The organism is Pontibacter actiniarum (assembly GCF_003585765.1).
Taxonomy (GTDB): Bacteria; Bacteroidota; Bacteroidia; order Cytophagales; family Hymenobacteraceae; genus Pontibacter; species Pontibacter actiniarum.
The window spans coordinates 1,254,021-1,273,182 of sequence record NZ_CP021235.1; the positions used below are offsets into that span (position 1 = coordinate 1,254,021).

General features: G+C 54.4%; 17 protein-coding genes. 9 read left to right on the forward strand and 8 right to left on the reverse strand.

Translation table 11 applies throughout. The features are described from left to right. Nucleotides 1–13: 13 nt before the first annotated feature. On the forward strand, nucleotides 14–379 hold the full coding sequence (locus tag CA264_RS05410) for an MmcQ/YjbR family DNA-binding protein (RefSeq protein ID WP_025605265.1): 366 nt from the start codon (nucleotides 14–16) through the stop codon (nucleotides 377–379). Nucleotides 380–604: 225 nt separating this feature from the next. Then, complete coding sequence (locus tag CA264_RS05415; protein ID WP_025605268.1) at nucleotides 605–1,105, forward strand: MarR family winged helix-turn-helix transcriptional regulator; 501 nt, start codon at nucleotides 605–607, stop codon at nucleotides 1,103–1,105. 186 nt (nucleotides 1,106–1,291) lie between these two features. On the opposite strand, the gene leuS is transcribed toward CA264_RS05415, so the two are convergent. Beyond that, nucleotides 1,292–4,060 (reverse strand): leucine--tRNA ligase, encoded by a 2,769-nt coding sequence (gene leuS / locus CA264_RS05420; protein WP_025605270.1) that lies wholly within the window; start codon nucleotides 4,058–4,060, stop codon nucleotides 1,292–1,294. 807 nt (nucleotides 4,061–4,867) lie between these two features. Between leuS and CA264_RS05430 the strand changes: the two genes are divergently transcribed. Then, nucleotides 4,868–5,545, forward strand: a complete 678-nt coding sequence (locus CA264_RS05430) for a DsbA family protein (RefSeq protein WP_025605274.1) — start codon at nucleotides 4,868–4,870, stop codon at nucleotides 5,543–5,545. 30 nt (nucleotides 5,546–5,575) lie between these two features. Next, nucleotides 5,576–6,298, forward strand: coding sequence for a DUF1003 domain-containing protein (locus CA264_RS05435; RefSeq protein ID WP_025605276.1), 723 nt, complete (start codon nucleotides 5,576–5,578; stop codon nucleotides 6,296–6,298). Here the strand turns inward: CA264_RS05435 and CA264_RS05440 are convergent. Continuing rightward, a complete protein-coding gene (locus CA264_RS05440) occupies nucleotides 6,295–7,047 on the reverse strand; it encodes a DUF3291 domain-containing protein (protein WP_025605278.1) in 753 nt (250 codons plus the stop codon). The two genes, CA264_RS05435 and CA264_RS05440, sit on opposite strands and share 4 nt — an antisense overlap. Before the next feature lie 177 nt (nucleotides 7,048–7,224). Next, nucleotides 7,225–7,725, reverse strand: coding sequence for a pyridoxamine 5'-phosphate oxidase family protein (locus CA264_RS05445; RefSeq protein ID WP_025605280.1), 501 nt, complete (start codon nucleotides 7,723–7,725; stop codon nucleotides 7,225–7,227). 145 nt (nucleotides 7,726–7,870) lie between these two features. Between CA264_RS05445 and CA264_RS05450 the strand changes: the two genes are divergently transcribed. Continuing rightward, nucleotides 7,871–8,455 carry an acyl carrier protein phosphodiesterase gene (locus CA264_RS05450; protein WP_025605282.1) on the forward strand — a complete coding sequence of 195 codons (585 nt, stop codon included), beginning with the start codon at nucleotides 7,871–7,873 and terminating at the stop codon, nucleotides 8,453–8,455. Nucleotides 8,456–8,554: 99 nt separating this feature from the next. Then, entirely contained in the window at nucleotides 8,555–9,724 is a 1,170-nt protein-coding gene (locus tag CA264_RS05455) for a Gfo/Idh/MocA family protein (RefSeq protein ID WP_025605284.1), read from the forward strand. A gap of 319 nt (nucleotides 9,725–10,043) precedes the next feature. Here the strand turns inward: CA264_RS05455 and CA264_RS05460 are convergent, their stop codons facing one another. From CA264_RS05460 to CA264_RS05475, 4 genes are all read right to left on the reverse strand, one after another. Further along, complete coding sequence (locus CA264_RS05460) at nucleotides 10,044–10,556, reverse strand: FKBP-type peptidyl-prolyl cis-trans isomerase (RefSeq protein WP_025605286.1); 513 nt, start codon at nucleotides 10,554–10,556, stop codon at nucleotides 10,044–10,046. A gap of 81 nt (nucleotides 10,557–10,637) precedes the next feature. Further along, nucleotides 10,638–12,581, reverse strand: a complete 1,944-nt coding sequence (locus tag CA264_RS05465) for an AAA domain-containing protein (RefSeq protein WP_025605288.1) — start codon at nucleotides 12,579–12,581, stop codon at nucleotides 10,638–10,640. A gap of 159 nt (nucleotides 12,582–12,740) precedes the next feature. Next, complete coding sequence (locus CA264_RS05470; protein WP_025605290.1) at nucleotides 12,741–13,310, reverse strand: hypothetical protein; 570 nt, start codon at nucleotides 13,308–13,310, stop codon at nucleotides 12,741–12,743. 66 nt (nucleotides 13,311–13,376) lie between these two features. Further along, nucleotides 13,377–15,635 carry an efflux RND transporter permease subunit gene (locus CA264_RS05475; RefSeq protein ID WP_025605292.1) on the reverse strand — a complete coding sequence of 753 codons (2,259 nt, stop codon included), beginning with the start codon at nucleotides 15,633–15,635 and terminating at the stop codon, nucleotides 13,377–13,379. Between the two features lie 532 nt (nucleotides 15,636–16,167). Between CA264_RS05475 and CA264_RS05480 the strand changes: the two genes are divergently transcribed. From CA264_RS05480 to CA264_RS05490, 3 genes are read left to right on the forward strand one after another with little or no spacing between them, the layout of a single operon-like run. Continuing rightward, nucleotides 16,168–16,962 (forward strand): thymidylate synthase, encoded by a 795-nt coding sequence (locus CA264_RS05480; protein ID WP_025605294.1) that lies wholly within the window; start codon nucleotides 16,168–16,170, stop codon nucleotides 16,960–16,962. A gap of 45 nt (nucleotides 16,963–17,007) precedes the next feature. Next, nucleotides 17,008–17,466, forward strand: coding sequence for a DUF1569 domain-containing protein (locus CA264_RS05485; protein ID WP_025605296.1), 459 nt, complete (start codon nucleotides 17,008–17,010; stop codon nucleotides 17,464–17,466). A gap of 43 nt (nucleotides 17,467–17,509) precedes the next feature. After that, a complete protein-coding gene (locus CA264_RS05490; RefSeq protein ID WP_025605297.1) occupies nucleotides 17,510–18,274 on the forward strand; it encodes an MBL fold metallo-hydrolase in 765 nt (254 codons plus the stop codon). Nucleotides 18,275–18,358: 84 nt separating this feature from the next. On the opposite strand, the gene CA264_RS05495 is transcribed toward CA264_RS05490, so the two are convergent. Then, nucleotides 18,359–19,075: a 3-ketoacyl-ACP reductase gene (locus CA264_RS05495; protein ID WP_119570423.1), complete on the reverse strand. Its 717-nt coding sequence runs from the start codon at nucleotides 19,073–19,075 to the stop codon at nucleotides 18,359–18,361. Nucleotides 19,076–19,162 lie beyond the last annotated feature (87 nt).

Genomic DNA, 19,162 nt, shown 5'->3' on the forward strand with positions numbered 1-19,162 from the left:
GAAAGCCGGTGCCGTGAATATTGAGGAGTTCAGAGAGTACTGCCTGTCTAAGCCGGGCGCTGCGGAGGAAACCCCCTTTGACGAGGATACGCTGGTATTTAAAGTATGCGGTAAGATCTTTGCCTTGTGCAGCATAGCAGCGTTCGGCGAGGGTGTAAACCTGAAGTGCGCGCCGGAGCGGGCTCTGGAGCTGCGCGAGCGCTATGCGCAGGTAAAACCCGGCTACCACATGAACAAGGCGCACTGGAATACCGTGCTGCCGGAGGCTGGCTTGCCTGACGAGCTGCTGCGGCAGTGGGTTGACGATTCGTACCGGCTGGTTGCGGCCAAGCTCAACAAAGCACAGAAACTGGAACTCGGGCTGGGCCTGACTGCCTAAAACACAAGAGCCACTCCATACCCGGAGTGGCTCTTGTGTTTTAGGTGCCTTCTACCTGGTGTAACGTTTTGTGCTGGTGTACCTACATTGGTGTTATGCTGCCGTTTACGGGACACTAGCGCTATATTCGCTAAAAATATCGTTTTTTATATGTGTTTATTGTGTTTAAAGCGCTGAAATGCCAACTTTTTTTATTATAATTGAGAAACTCACCTTAATAATCACATGATCCTAGAGAAAGAAATTGCCATCGGTTCCTTTCGGAACGATTGGCAGAAAGCAAGCATGAGTATCATTTACACGTATGGGATGCTGAACAATGGGTATGAAGGTTTCTTTAAGAAACATAACCTGACGACTCAACAGTACAATGCCTTGCGTATTTTAAGAGACCAATTCCCGAAGCCGGTCTCCACGTCTTTCCTCCGCGAGAAGATGCTGGACAAGATGTCTGACGCCTCCCGGCTGGTAAGCAGGCTTAGCGCGAAAGGGTTAGTAACTGTAACGCAGAATCCCTCAGACAAGCGCCTCGTGAACATCCTGATCTCTCCTGAGGGGCAGCAGATATGCCAGGAAATAGATCAGGACCTCCCTAACCTGGATGCACTGTTGCAAGGGCTGACGGAGGAGGAAGCGGGCACATTGGCGGAACTGTTGGCAAAGGTTAGAGAATCTATCAAAACGGTGGAGGACAGAGTTTCCGCACCTGAGAAGATGAGCGCCTAACGCGTACCTGCTGCTTACTGTAGCACGCCTTCAGCAAAGGTGACAGGAGATCGTTCCTGTCACCTTTGCTGTTTTTAGGGGCTTTGTGTCATGCTATCCGCTGGGGCTGCTGCATCATAAAAAAAGCCGCCTTAGTAGGGGGAGCTAAGGCGGCTCTGAAAGTTAGTCGGTAAAATGGGGTAGAGTTTATACTACCACGTTTATGATTTTGTTAGGCACGTAAACTATTTTCTTTGGTGCTTTTCCTTCAAAGAACTTGGTTACCTGCTCCTCTGCCAGCACGGCCTTCTCTATCTCCTCGCGCGGCGCATCCAGGGCAAAGGTAAGTTTGGCGCGCATTTTCCCGTTTACCGATACCGGGTACTCAAACGTGTTCTCCACCAGGTACTCCTCCTTCCACTGCGGGAACCCGGCATAGCTGATGCTCTCCTGATGGCCCAGCTGCTCCCACAGCTCCTCGGTGATGTGCGGGGCGTAAGGGGAGAGGATGACGGTGAGCGGCTCCAGGATGGCGCGCTTGTGGCACTTAAGCTGTGTCAGCTCGTTCACGCAGATCATAAAGGTGGAAACGGAGGTGTTGAACGAGAAGCGCTCAATGTCTTCCTCCACTTTCTTGATCGTTTTGTGCAGCGACTTCAGTTCTTCTGCCGTCGGTTGCTCATCCGTAACCTGCAGGTTTCCCTCTTTGCTGAAGAACAGCTTCCAGTACTTCTTCAGGAACTTGTGCACGCCGTCCATGCCGTTGGTGTTCCAGGGCTTAAACTGCTCCAGCGGCCCCAGGAACATTTCGTACATGCGCAGTGTGTCGGCTCCCTGTCGATCCACGATGTCGTCCGGATTCACCACGTTGTACTTCGACTTCGACATCTTCTCGATCTCCACGCCGCAGATGTACTTTCCATCTTCCAGTATGAACTCGGCGTCTGCGTTCTCAGCTCGCCAGTTCTTGAAGGCCTCCAGGTCCAGCACATCGTTCTCCACAATGTTCACGTCCACGTGCAGCTGCGATGTTTCATACTGGTCTTTCAACCCGAAGGAAACATACTTGTTGGTGCCGTTGATGCGGTACACAAAGTTGGAGCGGCCCTGGATCATACCCTGGTTGATGAGCTTTTTAAACGGCTCCTGTTCCACTACCAGCCCCAGGTCATACATGAACTTGTTCCAGAAGCGTGAGTACAGCAGGTGGCCTGTGGCGTGCTCAGAACCGCCGATGTACAGGTCCACATTGCGCCAGTACTTGATGATGTCTTCATCGGCAAAGGCGCTGTCGTTCTGCGGGTCCATGTAGCGGTACCAGTACCAGCTGCTGCCGGCCCAGCCCGGCATGGTGCTCAGCTCATACTCATACTGGTTGTCATACTTCCAGTCCACGGCGCGGCCAAGCGGCGGCTCGCCGGTTTCGGTTGGCAGGTACGCATCAATTTTTGGCAGCTCCAACGGCAGTTCCTCTTCCCGGATCAGGTGCGGCACGCCGTCTTTGAAGTACACCGGTACCGGCTCGCCCCAGTAGCGCTGGCGGCTGAACACGGCATCGCGCATGCGGTACTGTGTGCGGCCCTTGCCTACGCCCAGCTCTTCGGCTTTGGCTATACCAGCTTTTATGGCTTCTTTCACTTCCAGCCCGTTCAGGAAACCGGAGTTGATGATCTTGCCTTCTTTTCCTGCGTAAGCTTCCTCCTCTATGTTACCACCCTCTACCACCTGCGGAATCGGCAGGCCAAAGTGCTTGGCGAAGGCATAGTCGCGGCTGTCGTGGCCCGGCACGGCCATGACGGCACCTGTACCGTAACCAGCCAGTACGTAGTCGGCAATCCAGATCTGTACTTTATCGCCTGAGATAGGGTTTACAGCATAGGCACCGGTAAACACGCCGCTCACGGTTTTTACGTCCGTCATGCGCTCGCGTTCGGAGCGGTTTTTGGCTACCTGCACGTACTCTTCCACGGCGGCGCGCTGTGCATCAGTCGTGATCTGCTCTACCAGCTCATGCTCCGGCGCCAGCACCACAAACGAAACGCCGAAAATAGTATCGATGCGCGTTGTGAAGACCTTGATCTTGTCTGCGGCATTTTCAATGGAGAAGTCCAGCTCGGCACCCACCGATTTGCCGATCCAGTTGCGCTGCATCTCTTTAATTGGCTCCGGCCAGTCGATGTCCTCCAGGCCCTGTAGCAGGCGCTCCGCGTAGGCCGTGATGCGCATCATCCACTGGCGCATTTTCTTGCGCTCCACCGGGTAACCGCCACGCTCCGACACACCGCCCACCACTTCGTCGTTGGCGAGTACGGTGCCCAGGGCAGGGCACCAGTTCACCACGGCTTCGGCAACGTAGGTCAATCTATATTTCAGCAGCATTTCCGACTTCTGCTGCTCGTTAAAGTTGTTCCAGTCTTCTGATGAAAAGGCTGGCGTATCTTCATCGCAGGCAGCGTTTACCTGCTCGTTTCCGCTTAGCTCAAACACGCGTACCAGCGCATCTATCGGCTCCGCTTTGTCGGTGCTGTAGTTGTAATAGCTGTTGAACAGCTGCATGAAGATCCACTGCGTCCATTTGTAGTAGTTTGGCTCGGAGGTACGGATCTCGCGCTCCCAGTCGAAGGAAAAGCCGATGTTCTTTAGCTGCTCCACATAGCGCTTAATGTTTTGCTCGGTGGTAATAGCCGGGTGCTGCCCGGTTTGGATAGCATACTGCTCGGCCGGGAGGCCAAAGGCGTCGAAGCCCATTGGGTGCAGCACGTTAAAGCCTTTCAGGCGCTTGTAGCGGCTCACGATGTCAGAGGCAATGTAGCCAAGCGGGTGGCCGACATGCAGCCCGGCACCGGAGGGGTACGGGAACATGTCCAGGGCGTAGTATTTGGGCTTATCACTGGTGGCGGTGGCTTTAAAGGTCTGGTTTTCTTCCCAGTACCGCTGCCACTTTTTCTCAATCTGGTTGAAATTGTACTCTGACATAGTGTATAGCTATACTTTTGATTCTAGTTGAACTGCTAAGATAATCCTAAAATGTTAATTGTAGAATGCTTTAGGAGGGGAATGGAGAAAATGTTAGCGATTCAAGCACCTCCAGGTATTCCTTTGCTATGCAGGTTTAGGATGGGTTGTATTATGGAGAAGCGGGAGAAAGTTAAGGGAACGCTTTACAGCAACAGTCCTGGCTACCGGAATTGATTCCAGTCCTTGGGTTTAGCGCCTTGTGCCTGTTGCGGTGCCCGCTAGGGCAGCCCGCAGCGGAGCTAATAGAGGGCCCCTACCCCCGGAGCAGCTTCAGGCACACAGTGCGATGCCCTTATCGAGGGGCCCTACCCCCAGGACGAGGCTTCGCGGGCATGAGCGCTCCAAAGTATAAAGTGAAACAGTAGGTATTGGGGAGCTGCAGGATGAAGCCAGAAAGAAAGGATAGCTTGGCTGAAGATGCGGTAAGCAGGGCCAATGGAAGTATAAGCAAAGGTAGACTAAGGCACAAGCGGACGCTTGTGCCAGCAAGGTGCAAGTATAGCGAAGGCAGTAGCAGGTGTGGCTTTACAAGCCAGTTGAGTTACAAACTCAACGTCATAGTAAGACACGAGTTACAAACTCGCGCCAGCAGAGGCCAGCAGAGGAAGACTTACGCCAGCGGGACAGGTAAAGGCACAGGCGGACGCTTGCGCCAGCTGGGGGGGGAGGTGTAAGCATACAAGCAGCGCATCATTTGCACATCACTCGAACCCCGGCATCTTCGTAAAACAAAGTATAAATCCCCCAAATCCCTACCTTTGCACCATGGAACAGAAGAAACACGACCTACTCGATATTATTCACCTGATTTATGTGATGGACCCGATGTGCTCCTGGTGCTACGGCTTTGCCCCGGTTATCAAGCAACTGGTGGCAGAGGAGCAGGGGAAGCTGCAGTTTAAGCTGGTAATGGGCGGCCTGCGCCCCGGCACCGAGCGCCCGCTGGAGCAGCAGATGAAGGAAAGCATCAAACACCACTGGCAGGACGTGGAGAAGATCACAGAGCAGCCTTTCGACTACAGCTTTTTTGATCGAGACGATTTTGTATACGATACAGAGCCGGGTTGCCGTGCCGTGGTAACCATGCGCTACCTGATGCCGGAAAAGGAGTTTGACATGGCAGAGGCGGTGCAAAGCGCTTTCTACGCCAAGAACAACGATGTAACCAAACCGGAGGTGCTGGCCAGCATAGCTGCCACGTTCGGGGTGGAGGAAGACGCGTTCCTGGAGCAGTTCGTATCGCAGGAGATGAAGGAGAAAACGCAGCAGGACTTTACCATTGCCCGTCACCTGCAGGCCACGGCTTTCCCGAGTTTGTACTTGCTTAACGGCACCAGCATTCACCTGATCAGCCGTGGCTACCGCCCTTACGACGGCATGAAGGCCCACCTGGAGCGCGTACTGCAGCAGCTGGCCCCAGATCAGAACCCTTTAGAGGAATAGCCCTACAGAAGCAGCCCTAACACTCCCGCTATGAGCCACCACCGCGAGCCGTTTGGCGTTTGCCAGGTTACGAAGAAACGTTTGCCGCACCACCTGCTGCTGCCGGGTAAGGCCATTCGGCACCATGTGCTTCAGTTGATTAAGGCGGACTACCCGGATTTTGATGAGGAGAAGTACATTGCCGCTGATGTGGTGGCCAAGTACCGGAAGCTGTACCTGGAGCAGCTGCTGCGGCAGGAACTTGGCGAGCTGACGGAGCTGGAAGAGGAGGTGGTGCGAAGTATAAACCGGGAGGAGTTGCTCTCTTCTAACGTGGAGGAGGACCTGAAAGGGCAAATCAGCCTCGGCGACCGCATGGCAGACCGAATAGCGAGCTTTGGCGGCAGCTGGACCTTCATCCTGATCTTTTTTTCCTTCCTGCTGCTCTGGATGGTGGTAAACGTGTATGTACTGGCCACAAGGCCATTCGACCCTTACCCGTTTATACTGCTAAACCTTATTCTCTCGTGCCTGGCTGCCATACAGGCGCCCATTATTATGATGAGCCAAAATCGGCAGGAGGCCAAAGACCGACTTCGCTCCGAACACGATTATAAGATAAACCTGAAGGCTGAGCTGGAGATCCGGCTGCTGCACGAAAAGATAGACCACCTGCTGATGCACCAGAACCAGCACCTGGTGGAGATACAGCAGCTGCAGCTAGACCTGCTGGAGGACATTATGGAGCAGCTCAAAAAGAAAAACCACGCCTAAAAATCCTGCGCCTGCCGCAGGGGCAGGTTCGCCAGTGGGTCCACTCCGTTCCAGGTGCCCTGGCTGCTGGTGGGTTTGAACCTGGCAAAAAGCTCTTCGCTGTACCAGTTCTCGGAGCGCGTGCGGCGCATCACTTCCTGGTGCAGCGGGTTTTTATAGGCATACTTTTTCATCGCCTCTGCCGACTCCCACACACTAAAGGTCGCCTGCCTAACAAGGGGCAGCTCTCCCAGGCCGATGGAGCAGATCAAACCTTCCGCTGTGTCCAGTGCTGTACTTGTTTGGGGCACAAAACGCCAGAAACCCAGCAAAGCCCGCCAGTTTATACTTGCCCGCGTCAGTACGGCAATGGGGCCGCCGCTGTAGCTTTCGGCCAGAGGAGGAGCGAAGGGCTCCCGCCCGTCCCACTGCCCGTGCGATTGATACGGCAGCAGCTTGGTGGTCCATATTTCGTCGGTGTGCCACCTGTACTCCTGGATCAGTGAAGAGTGCTGCAGAAAGGCATCGGCGGCAGCCTCGCTCTCCCAGGTGCACATGAGCCCGTACCTTCTTAAATTAGGCTTGATACTGAAGCCCCGGCCGTGCCCGCTCCCCAGCAGCTTAAAGAAAAGCAGCCCCGGCACCTGCTGTAGCTTTGGAGCGGAGGTGCCCATCTGCGCCAGCCCCCAGCGGATGTGGCCGCTGCGGATACCGAAAAGGGTAAGGGTGGTGAGGCGAGGAGTTTCTGAAGGACTGTGCGAAAGGGCCACGGGTGTAGGTTAGGGTTATGATGCTGCAGAAAACCGCTGTCTTTGCTGGAAAGCGTTCTGTGCCAGAGTCACTTTGGGCAGCCCAGGCTCAGCTAAAGTACAATGTATGTGCAAAAAAGAACACCTGCCAAATCAAAATGTTCAGCAGGTGTTGTTGAGCTTGTATGAATTAACCTGTTATAGGTTGATTTTCTTGTTTTCGCCGCCTTTTGCAGGCTCTCCGGTGATGGCTGCCTTGGCCATGCCGTACAGCGTCACCATGGTGTTGCTCGGCGTATCCCAGTATTCGGCTTTGTCTATGGATACCCGGATGAGGCCGATGTTCTTGTCTTCTTTTCCGTTCGGGAACCAGGCCTTCATGTCAGCGCTCCACAGTTCGTCTATCTTCTGCTGGTCGCGCATAACGCGGGCTCTCCCCGATACCGAAACATACAGGTTGTCGCTCGGTTCCGCGTAGCTCAGGTTTACATGGGCGTCGTGCTCAATCTCGTGCGATTTGCCGGACTCGTAGCCCGTAAAGAACCAAAGATCCCCGTCGGCCTCGGTCTTCTGCGTTTTCATGGGCCGGCTGCGCAGCGTACCGTCATCGTGCACGGTGGTCATCATGGCAATCTTTACATCCTTTATCTTATCTACAAGGTTTTTTAAGTTCTCTGTTGTATTTGGGTCGTTGTTCATAGCTTTCTATCTTGTTTGTGTTTGATTACGCGGCTATTTGGGTTTGGGTTTATACTTTGCGCAAGGCAACAAAAAGGCTCCTGAAGCCGCTAAAACAATAGGCAAAGAAGCCTGTTTATACTTTTCACCTCATACTGAACCACGCTTGAACTATCTGGCTCACATTTACCTGTCCGGAACCGATGAAGAACTGCTGCTGGGGAATTTTATAGCCGATGCCGTAAAAGGGCGGCAGGCCGAGCAGTACAGCCCCGGTATCGCCAGGGGTATCCGGCTGCACCGCCTCATCGACACCTACACCGACACGCATCCGGTTGTCGGCCTAACCAAGGCCCGCCTGCGGCCAAAGTATAAAAAGTTCGCCCCGGTTATTGCCGACATGTACTATGACCATTTTCTGGCCCGCAACTTTGAGCTATACGCCCCGGAGCCGCTGCCGGACTTTGTGCAGCGCTCCTATACCTTAATCCAGCGGAACTACCACGTGCTGCCGCCGCGCATGCAGGATATCTTCCCGTACATGCAGCGGCAAAACTGGCTGGAGTCCTATGCTGAGGTAGCTGGCGTGGCCCAGGCCCTGACGGGGATGAGCCGCCGCACCTCCTTTGTCTCGGGCATGGAAACAGCCGCCGAAGAGCTGGTGGCCCAGTACGCGCTGTACCACGCTGACTTTGAGGTTTTCTTCCCGGAGCTGGAGCAGTATGTGGCCAAAGCCATTGCGCAGCTGTAGCGGTAGAGTGTTAAGGTTACGGTTTCTTTAGTTAAGCTGTAAACCTTTTAGAGTGTGCTGCTTATACTTCTAGGGTGAAGACAAACCTATACTGCAGCTATGAAACACCTGAACTACCTCTTTCGCCATAACCGTAGAAAGTTTCTGAAAGATATTTCGCTGGCCTTTGGCGCCACCGCACTGGGCATGCCGCTGGTGTCGATGGCCACAGGGCCGGCTGCCGGTGCCGCGGAAAAAGAACAGCAGGCCGGGCAGTGGGGCACCCGGAAGAGAAAGCTGGGCATTGCCCTGGTGGGGCTGGGCAACTACGCGACCAATCAGCTGGCTCCCGCTTTGCAGGAAACAGAGAAATGCTACCTGGCCGGAATTGTGACGGGCACCCCCTCAAAGGCAGCAGCCTGGAAGCGCAAGTACAACATCCCGGACCAGAACATCTACAACTATGAGACCTACGACCAGATAGCCGATAACCCCGACATCGATATTATTTATGTGGTACTGCCCAACGCCATGCATGCCGAGTATACGGTTCGTGGGGCGCAGGCAGGCAAGCACATGATCAGCGAAAAGCCCATGGCTACGTCTGTGGCAGACTGCCAGCGTATGATTGAGGCTTGCAACAAGAGCAACGTGAAGCTCTCTATCGGGTATCGCCTGCACTTTGAGCCACACAACCTGCGGGTAATGGAGCTGGGCCAGCAGCAGGTTTATGGGCCGGTGCAGCGCATAGAGGCCGCTGACAGTTTTGTGATGAGCGGTAACCCGGATAGGTGGCGGCTGGATAAAAAGCTGGCAGGCGGAGGGCCGCTGATGGACCTCGGCATCTACTGTGTGCAGGGGGCGATCTACACCATGGGCCAGACACCCACTGCCGTTACGGCTAAGTTCGGGGAGGTAACGCGCCCGGATTTTTTTGACGAGGTGGAGCAGTCCATCGATTGGCAGATGGAGTTCCCCAACGGGGCGGTGGCCGACTGCACAACCAGCTACAACAAAGACCAGAACCTGCTATACGGCAAGGCGGATAAAGGGTGGTGGCGGCTACAGCCTGCTTACAGCTACAGCGGCATTCAGGGCGAGACCAGCGCAGGCCCGATGAACCTCTCCAACGTGAACCAGCAGGCGCGCCAGATGGATGCCTTTGCCGAATGTATCCTGGAAAATAAAACCACACGGGTGCCGGGGGAGATGGGCTTGCGCGATGTGCGCATACTGGAGGCTATTTACGAGGCCGCGCGTACCGGTAAGCGGGTAGAGATAAAGGTTTAAACTGGTTTATACTTTAACAGAGCCTTTAACGTGCAAGTTTTTGCCTGTAGCCCCTGTTGCTGCAAGTATGGCACTCGCTGTGCTTCCTGCTACTGCTTATTCATTTTAGTCTTATTTTACCTTCGGATTTGCTCCGCGGTGGGCACGGCAACATCCACAAAGTCCTTTCCCTACAGGTTAGGATCAGCTTAGGTAGCCATTGCGGTGGTTAACTTGGGCAAAGTTCTACTGGCAAAGAACCGCTTGTGCAGCCTCTAAAACAAAAGAGCGGCAGAAATAAACTCCTGCCGCTCTTTTTATACTTCTAAAATAGTATTTCTTAGTGGTGATGACCGCCTGCTCCGTGTACGTGGCCGTGATCCAGCTCCTCAGGAGTGGCATCGCGTACGTCTTCCACTTTGCCCTTAAAGTATAGCTCCTTGCCAGACAGCGGGTGGTTGAAGTCCATTTTAACGGTATCGTTTGTTACCTCCACTACACGGCCCTGCAGCTGGTTGCCTTCGCTGTCGGTCATAGGGATGTAGTTGCCAATCTCAAGCAGATCTCCCGGTACTGTGCCCTCGATCTCGAAAGACTTTTTAGGAAGGTCCACCACCGCGTTTTCATCGTAGCCGCCGTAACCTTCTTCTGAGTCCAGTTTAAAGTCGAAGCTGTCGCCGGTGCTAAGGCCGCCAAGCTGCTCCTCAAATTGCTCCGGTAAGCCGCTCATGCCGTAGATAAAAGCCATCGGTTGCTCTTTATCTGCCGTTTCGATCAGGCTTGGCTCGCCGTTCTCATCCATGATGCGCAACTCGTAGGTTAAGGTAACTACTTTGTTTTTTTCAATCTTCATCTGCTCTTGTTAAATTTTAGAAAGGTTCAAGTTAAAAAATATACTGCAGAACTCTAACCTTTGTTCGTTTTTTACACCAGCCTAGGCCATCAGCTCCTGCAGTTCCCAGGCGCTGCGGTAGGCGTTTATACTCTCTACGTAATTCAGGAACGAAGCGTAGAACGGATGTTGGCTAAGGGTAGCACTATCGCCGACCACCACCATTTTTTTCTTAGCGCGTGTCATGGCTACGTTCATCCGGCGTATGTCTGCCAGAAACCCGATCTCGCCCTGCTCATTGCTGCGCGTCATGCTGATATAGATAATATCGCGCTCCTGCCCCTGAAAACTGTCCACGGTGCCGACCGAGAGCTGCCGCTTCTGGCGCAGCTCATGCAGCTGCGGAATGTGCTCTACGCGGTCCTCCAGGTAGTTGATCTGGGCGCGGTACGGGGCAATAACGCCGATGCGCAGGTGCTCTGTTTCCGCATCCGCCTGGCTGTAGTCTTTCAGCAGGTGGGTGAGGTGGTTGAGCAACAGGTTTGCCTCATCGGGGTTGGCCGAGCTGCTGCTTTCCGGCGTTTCCACCTCGTTGTAGCCGCAACCGGCCGTATCAACAAACTCTACAGCCAGGCCGGGGGCAAAGTGCGGGTTGTACTGGTGCAGGTCGCTGCTGTGCACGCTCTCGTGCGCCTTCAGCTCACCGTTGTAGAACTGCTGGTTCGAGAACTCCATGATGTGGTGGTGCATGCGGTACTGCGTCTTCAGCATCACCGACACATCTGGCTGGCGCTCTATGCATTTTTCGAACAGCGTTTTGCCCAAGCCCTTCTGCTCCGCCTCAAAAGACTTTACCGTGGGTGGTAGCTGGCAATGGTCGCCGGCCAGCACCACGCGTTTGGCCCTGGAGATTGGAATCCAGCAGCCCGGCTCCAGCGCCTGCGCCGCTTCATCGATAAACACTGTGTCGTACTCCAGGTGCCGGATGGCTTTGTTGGCCGCCCCTACCAGCGTACAGGTAATCACCTGCACGTTGTTCAGCAAGTCTTCCGTAATGTACTCCTCCACGCGGTCCGCTTCCTCCAGCAGGCGCTTGCTTTCCATTTTATACATCTGGCGCTGCGCCCGCTCCTCATGGCCGAACTTGCGCTTAAACTGGAAAGCCATGCGCCGGTACTCCTCCGCGGTTTTGCGGTATTCCTTCAGGTTCTTATAGGAGCGGTGCCCCATCACCTGGGCGTCCAGCGTATGCTCCAGCAGCACATCAGACACGCGGGACGGGTTGCCGATGCGAATCACGTTCACGCCATCGTTCGCCAGCTTCTCCGTCAGCAGGTCCACCGCTGTGTTAGACGGTGCCGTAACCAGCAGGCGCTTCTGCGTTTCCAGCGTTTTCAGGATGGCTTGCACCAGCGTTGTTGTTTTACCGGTGCCCGGAGGGCCGTGGATAATGGCCACGTCCTTGGCCTGCACAATTTTGCGTACCGCCTCGTTCTGCGAGGGGTTCAGCGAGGGAATGTCATCCATGGAGGCATCCGTAAAGTGTGCCGGCACATCTCCTAAAAGAATATCGCGTAGCTCTGCCAGGCGCGTTTTATGCGCTTCGATCACCTTCTTCATGGCAATCTCCATTTCGCGGTAGCTCATCTCATCAAAGGTGAGGTCTACGCCGAGGCGGCCTTCGTCTATCCAGTCAGGCAGGTCTTCTCTGTTTGTGGCCAGCAGCACTTTGTTACGCTTCAGGCCCACTATTACGCCGTTCAGGCTCTGGCGCTCGCTGCCGTTGCTAAAGAGCGCGGCCGTTTTGCCCACCTGGAAGAGGTGCAGCTGGTCGCGGTCCTTGGTGCGCTCCAGCTCCAGCACCACTTTGTTGCCGAAACCCAGCTCTTCTTTGGCGATGGTAACCGGGTACCAGCAAAAGCCCATTTCCTTGCGCTCGGCAATGGTGCTTTTCAGGCTTTTGATCTTGTACTGCTGGCGGTCTTCTTCCTGCTCTATTTTAAGCAGCTCCTGTACCCGCTTCAGCTCATATAATATTTCGCTCATGTATATCAAAAAGAAAGGCTGGTCGTGTTGCTCCAGCCTTTTCAAGTTATGTATGTTTAACAAGTACGCAGGATGGCGTACCTGTGGTTAAATTACTAGCTGCACGAAGTATAACAAATTCTGTGCCCCGGATAATTCCTGCCAACAGCGGCGGGCTGTTTATACTTTCTTTTTCTTGCGGGCTTTTGATTTGGAGTTGTTCAGGCGCACCTGCAGGAACACCGCGTACAGAAGCAGGATAAAGGAGGTGACGGCCAGCACGGAGATAACCTTGTCTTTCCCGTACTTCACGTCGTACGTGGCTTTCAGCTGGCTCTCCAGGTCTATTACCGCGCGCTCACGCTTTTTGAGTGTGCTCTGCAGCGTCTTTACCTCACCTTTCAGGCTGCTGATCTGGTTCTCAAAATTGCGCTGGTCCTCAATGGTAAGCTTGCCCTGGCGGTTGCTTTGCACCGTGCTGGTGGCAATCTGGCGGATGCTGTTTTCCTTTACCGCCGCAATCAGCTCCGAATCGGTGTTAATGATCTTCTTAAGGGTCTCGATGATGTTGATCAGGTCTTTTTTAGACTGCGTGCCCCAGAAGCTGCTGTTCTGCTGCTTGTAATACTGGTACTCCAGCACCAGCTGCTCCCGCTCGCTCATCAACCGCGACAATTTGTCTTCTTCCTGTGCCTGTGCCCCCACAAACCACAGGCATAGCATGGCCATCACCAATAGTTTTCTCTTCATCGCTCTTCGTTTACTGTCTCACAATTTACACGCAAATATGGTCATCCTTATTGGAACAGGCCTAATTTATTTTTTTGGATGACGGTAGAAAAGGAGGATCAGGACGGGTAGCAGAAACAGGTCGGCCACCACGGCAAACACCAGGGTAAGGCTCACAAACAGCCCCACGTAAAAGGTGGCATCGAAGGTGGAGAGCACGAGCGTGAGGAAGCCGGCCACCAGGATGCAGGAGGTGATGATGATGGCTTTGCCTGCCGAAATGAAGGTGCGCTTGATGGCATACGGAAGCGACCTGCCGGCCAGCAGCTCCAGCTTTAGCTTACTCAGGAAATGGATCGTGTCGTCCACGGCTATCCCGAAGGCAATGGTGAAGATAATCGATACCGACACCGTCATGTTGATGCCCATAAAGCCCATGATTCCCCCGATCATCAGCAGCGGGATAACGTTGGGGATCAGCGAAATGATGACCATGCGCAGCGAGCGGAAGATCAGCCCCACAATCACCGCGATGACGGCAAAGGCGATCAGCAGCCCCTGCATCATGTTGGCGGTCACGTATTCGTTGTTCTTGTCCAGGAGCAGTGCGCTGCCGGTCAGCCGTGTCTGCAGTAAATCGGGGTTTATGTTTTGCGCGATAAACGCCCGCAGCGAGTCGTTGCGCTGTGAAGCGCTGGCACTGCCGATGTCCTTCATTTTGCCGGTCAGCCGCCCTTCCGAGGCATCAGCCGTAACAACGCTGCGCAGCTCGTTGCTGTTGCGCAGGGCCTGCAGGCGGCGTTTGATACGCTGCAGACCGGCCTTGCCTTCAGGTAACGTGTAGTGCTCTTGCAGACCGCCGTTCTGAGCCCGGTTCAGGGTTTTTACTACTGTGGCAGGAGAGGTGATAAAGTTGAGGCCATAGCGGGAGTAGAGGTAGGTCTCCAGTTTATCAATCTGCTGCAGCACCTCCAGGTCATACATAGTGTGGCCTTCGCCGGCCACCAGGTGCAGCTCGAAAGGCCGCACCCCCGAAAACTTTTGCTCAAAGTACTGGAAGTCCTTCACGATCGGGTCCTTGTCGCCCAGGTCCTCCAGCAAGGTGGTATCTACTTTTATCTGGCTGATGCCCGCCAGGCTGATGGCAACAACTGCGGCGCTGCAAAGAAGTATGGCCTTGGGATGAACGAGCACATAGCGCAACAGGGAGCGCAGCAGCACCGGCCAGGACAGGCTTACCCGCTTTGCCCGCACGGGGTTTGGTTTCTTTATCAGGAGCAGAATGGCAGGGAGCACCGTAAAGGCAAGTATAAAGGCAAGCCCGATGGAAATAGCCGTGTACAGGCCAAAGTTACGGATCGGCACGATGGCGGTGGTGAGCAGGGTCAGGAAGCCGATGGCAGTCGTCAGGGAGGTCAGTAACGTTGCCACGCCAACTTCCCTGACTGTGAGCTTGAGGGCGGGCAGCTTCTCCATGCCGTTGCCGATCTCCGTGACGTAGCGCGACATGATGTGGATGACATCTGACATGCCCACCACAAACATTATGGTCGGCAGCAGTACCGTCATGAGGTCGATGGGCTTGTTGAACAGGCCCATTACCCCCATCCCCCAAAGCACCGAGAGCAGCACCACGACCAGCGGCACCAGAACGCCCCAGGCCGTACGGAAAGTGATCCAGAGAAAGAAGATAACCAGCAGGATGGAGGCCGACATAAAGATGGCCAGCTCTACCTTCATTTTATCGACGAACACAGACTGGGCCAGCGCTTTTCCGGCCACGTGCTTTTCCTGTAGCTGCAGCCGCTCCAGTTGCTGGCTTAGGGCTGCGATCAGGGTGTCGCTGGCGCCTTTGCTCAAATCATCGCTCGTCTGCACAAACAACGATACTGCCGTGGCGTCCTCTGAGAAAAGGGTGCCTATCAGCTCCCGGGAAGTATAGATGTTGATGGAGTCCTGCTCGTAACGCTCCGGCTCATACATGTGCAGGTACGGAATCTCAAAATAGCCGAATTGCTCAATTACCGGGCTGGAAACAGTGGTAGGAGAAAGCACCGCCTCCACATGGGGCTGCCGCTGCAGGAACTTGGTCAGGCTGTCCACTTTCGTCAGGAAACTTTTGTCGAACAGGCTTTTGCCCTGGTTGTCGAGCCCGATCAGAATATAGTCGTTGTCGTTGCCGAACTTATCGCGGTAGCTAAAATAGTACGCCAGGTCGGGGTCGCCTTTCGGAAAGAAGTTGTCGAAGTTGTAGTCGAAACGAAGGCGGGAGGCGAAGAACACGCTGAGGGCGGTAAGTACAGCCACCAGCAGCAGTACGAGGTAACTTAATTTTCTGTAGTTCAAGGGTAATGGCGCTTGTTCTTTTGTGCAAAGGTAACTTGTAAACGGCTCTTTTTGTTTTGTTTGTTTTCGTTGGGATCCTTCTGGGTTTTGCTGCGGTAGCTGCTCCGAACGACCTGTTCCCTGGCGCAGGTATATGTATGCTTGTACCTCCGATGATCCCTGCTGGCGCAAGCGTCCGCTTGTGCCTTAAACTACCTTTGCCTGTGCTTCCATTTCCACAGCTCCCTGCTGGCGCGAGTTTACAACTCAACTACACCTGTTACTGTCTTGGCTATACTTACACCTTTCTGGCGCAAGCGTCCGCTTGTGCCTTAGTCTACCTTTGCTTATACTTCCATTGGCCCTGCTTACCGCATCTTCAGCCAAGCTATTCTTCCTAGCTGCCGTTCATCCTCCAGCTCACACAAACTAATCTCCATTGCAAAGGGCAAGAGGCGGTAAGCATTAACCTATAACCATAACCCGAGAACCAGAATTCGTATCTCAGAAGTCTTTGTACTATCTTTAACACTCCATACAAGAACAGACAACCATGAAGCAATATTTAGAGTTGATGCAGCACATCCTGGACAAGGGGGTGAAGAAAGAAGACCGCACAGGCACAGGCACCCTGAGTATATTTGGCCACCAAATGCGCTTTAACCTGGCGGAAGGCTTCCCGCTCGTGACGACGAAGAAAGTGCATTTGCGCTCCATTATACATGAGCTGCTGTGGTTTTTAAAGGGCGATACAAACATTGCTTACCTCAAGGAGAACGGGGTGAGCATTTGGGACGAGTGGGCGGATGAGAACGGCAACCTGGGCCCGGTGTACGGCTCTCAGTGGCGTAGCTGGCCTACCCCCGACGGCCGCCACATCGATCAGATTTCGCAGGTGGTGAACCAGCTGAAAAACAACCCTGACTCGCGCCGCATAATTGTGAGCGCCTGGAACGTGGCGGAGATCGAAAACATGAAGCTGCCGCCCTGCCATGCCTTTTACCAGTTCTATGTGGCAGAGGGGAAACTCTCGTGCCAGCTTTACCAGCGCTCGGCCGATGTGTTCCTGGGCGTGCCGTTTAACATCGCCTCTTACGCGCTGCTTGTCCTGATGATGGCGCAGGTAACGGGCCTGAAGCCGGGTGAGTTTATCTGGACCGGCGGCGACACCCACCTTTACCTGAACCACCTGGAGCAGGCCCAACTGCAGCTTACCCGTGAGCCGCGCGAACTGCCTGTGATGAAGCTGAACCCGGAGGTTAAGAACATCTTCGATTTCACGTATGAGGATTTTGAGCTGGTAAACTATCAGCCGCACCCGGGTATAAAAGCACCGGTGGCCGTGTAAGTACAGCTTCTAATGGTTTCTTAGGTACAGTTTCTCATTACGCCCATGACAGACATTATCCACGGAAGAGAGGAGATTCTGGCGCTGCTGCGTTCGCTGAAAGCAGACAGGCAGCCAGCCTTTGGCATCATGACGCCGCAGCACATGGTAGAGCACCTGGCTTTTACCGTTCGCTTTTCCAACGGCAAGCTGCCCCAGCAGTTGTACTACCGTGAGGAAAAGGCGCAGAAGTTTAAGCAGTACACCATCTACAGCGACCGGGAAATGGTGCCTGGCTTCCGGGCGCCGATGCTGACGGAGGCGCTGTCGCCGCTTGCGCATGCAGACCTGCCGGAAGCGATTGAGGCGCTGGGGAGGGAGTTGGAGGCTTTCGACTCCTTTTTCCTGTTGCACCCGGATGAGAAGCCGGTAAACCCAACTATGGGTGCGTTAACTTATCAGGAGTGGGTAACCTTTCATAACAAACATTTCCGGCACCACCTGCGGCAGTACAACCTTGCGTAAACTTATCCGGTATCTTTCTGTTGTAAGCCAAACATCCGTAACTATGAAACTAAAAACGATGCTCGCCTTAGCCTTCAGCCTTGCCTTTGCGCAGGCGCAGGCGCAACAAACAGCCACGCCAGATACCATCCGCACAAAGCAGGGGCCGCTGGTGGTGCAGCCGGTGTCACACGGTTCGCTGGTACTCAACTACAACGGTAAAAATATCTATGTGGACCCTACCGGAGGCGCAGAAGCTTATGCGGGCCTGGCTAAGCCCGATCTGATCCTGATCACGGACATCCACGGCGATCACCTGGACCCCGAAACGCTGCGTGCGCTGGAGACCTCGGGCGTTAAAGTGGTCGTGCCGCAGGCTGTGGCGGACCAGCTGCCGGAGCAGTACAAGCAGCAACTGGTGGTGCTGAAGAACGGCGAAAACACGACCCAGCAAGGAATCGCCATCAAAGCCATCCCGATGTATAACCTGCCGGAAAGCCCCGATGCAATGCACCCGAAGGGCCGTGGCAATGGCTACCTGCTCGAAATGGGCGGCAAGCGCGTATACCTTTCTGGCGACACGGAGGGCACACCTGAGATGCGCCAGCTCAAGAACATCGACGTGGCCTTTGTAAGCATGAACCTGCCCTACACCATGGATGTGGACCAGGCGGCAGACGCGGTGCTGGCGTTTAAGCCAAAGGTGGTGTACCCGTACCATTACCGCGGAAAAGACGGCCTGAGCGATGTAGATTCGTTTAAGCAGCAGGTGAACGCCAAAAACAAGCAGATTGATGTGCGGCTGAAGGACTGGTACCCGGCGCAGTAGCACAATACGCTGCCCTGGAAGGCACGAAACAGAAAAGCCCGGAGTTGTCGCTCCGGGCTTTTCTGTTTTTCGGCTGTTTTATACTTACGGGTTGGTAGACCACAAACCGGCCTCTTTCACAAACACGCGGCGGTTCAGTTTCAGCTGCGCGATGATCAGTTCCGCAAAATCCTCCGGTTGCATCACGCGCTCCGGGTTGCCGTCGGTTAGTTTCAGGTCGATAGCCATGTCAGTGGCGACGGTGCTAGGCGTAAGCGAAGTCACGCGGATGTTGTGCTTGCGCACCTCCTGCATCAGCGACTCAGACATCCCGATCAGGCCAAACTTGGAGGCACTGTAAGCGCTTGTTACAGGGGCGCCTTTCTGCCCGGCAGTAGAGGAGATGTTCACGATATCGCCGGTCTGGCGCTCAATCATCTCTGGCAGCACCGCACGCGTTACATAGTATGGCCCCAGCAGGTTAACTTTAATGATGTTTTCCCACTTCTGCGGCTCCATCTCCAGGAACTTGGCGAAAGCACCCACACCGGCGTTGTTAATGAGGATATCGAAAGCACCCAGCTGTTCGCGGGCATCGGCAACAGCTTTGTTTACTGCGTCGATATCAGTCACATCGGCGGTTACCACAGCGGCTTTCACGCCTTTAGCCTGTACCTCTGCGGCTACTTCCTCCAGCTGGCTTGTGGTGCGGGCCATCAGTGCTACGTTCACGCCCTCTGCTGCCAATGCGATGGCGATGGCGCGTCCAATGCCTTTTCCGGCACCGGTCACCAGGGCGTTTTTCCCTTTTATTGATTCCATAATTAAACCTTGTTTTGATCTTTGTAGCTACAAATATAGGCAAGGATGTTGAGGAATCACAAACAGCAGGGAGGATGAGGGCAGCTT

Excerpts from the sequence above, each read along its gene's own strand:
- CA264_RS05430 (WP_025605274.1), top strand. The coding sequence starts at position 4,868 with ATGGAACAGAAGAAACACGACCTACTCGATATTATTCACCTGATTTAT.
- CA264_RS05435 (WP_025605276.1), top strand. The coding sequence starts at position 5,576 with ATGAGCCACCACCGCGAGCCGTTTGGCGTTTGCCAGGTTACGAAGAAA.
- CA264_RS05460 (WP_025605286.1), bottom strand. The coding sequence starts at position 10,556 with ATGAAGATTGAAAAAAACAAAGTAGTTACCTTAACCTACGAGTTGCGC.
- CA264_RS05480 (WP_025605294.1), top strand. The coding sequence starts at position 16,168 with ATGAAGCAATATTTAGAGTTGATGCAGCACATCCTGGACAAGGGGGTG.
- CA264_RS05465 (WP_025605288.1), bottom strand. The coding sequence starts at position 12,581 with ATGAGCGAAATATTATATGAGCTGAAGCGGGTACAGGAGCTGCTTAAA.
- CA264_RS05470 (WP_025605290.1), bottom strand. The coding sequence starts at position 13,310 with ATGAAGAGAAAACTATTGGTGATGGCCATGCTATGCCTGTGGTTTGTG.
- CA264_RS05490 (WP_025605297.1), top strand. The coding sequence starts at position 17,510 with ATGAAACTAAAAACGATGCTCGCCTTAGCCTTCAGCCTTGCCTTTGCG.
- CA264_RS05415 (WP_025605268.1), top strand. The coding sequence starts at position 605 with ATGATCCTAGAGAAAGAAATTGCCATCGGTTCCTTTCGGAACGATTGG.
- CA264_RS05485 (WP_025605296.1), top strand. The coding sequence starts at position 17,008 with ATGACAGACATTATCCACGGAAGAGAGGAGATTCTGGCGCTGCTGCGT.
- CA264_RS05445 (WP_025605280.1), bottom strand. The coding sequence starts at position 7,725 with ATGAACAACGACCCAAATACAACAGAGAACTTAAAAAACCTTGTAGAT.
- leuS (WP_025605270.1), bottom strand. The coding sequence starts at position 4,060 with ATGTCAGAGTACAATTTCAACCAGATTGAGAAAAAGTGGCAGCGGTAC.
- CA264_RS05455 (WP_025605284.1), top strand. The coding sequence starts at position 8,555 with ATGAAACACCTGAACTACCTCTTTCGCCATAACCGTAGAAAGTTTCTG.
- CA264_RS05495 (WP_119570423.1), bottom strand. The coding sequence starts at position 19,075 with ATGGAATCAATAAAAGGGAAAAACGCCCTGGTGACCGGTGCCGGAAAA.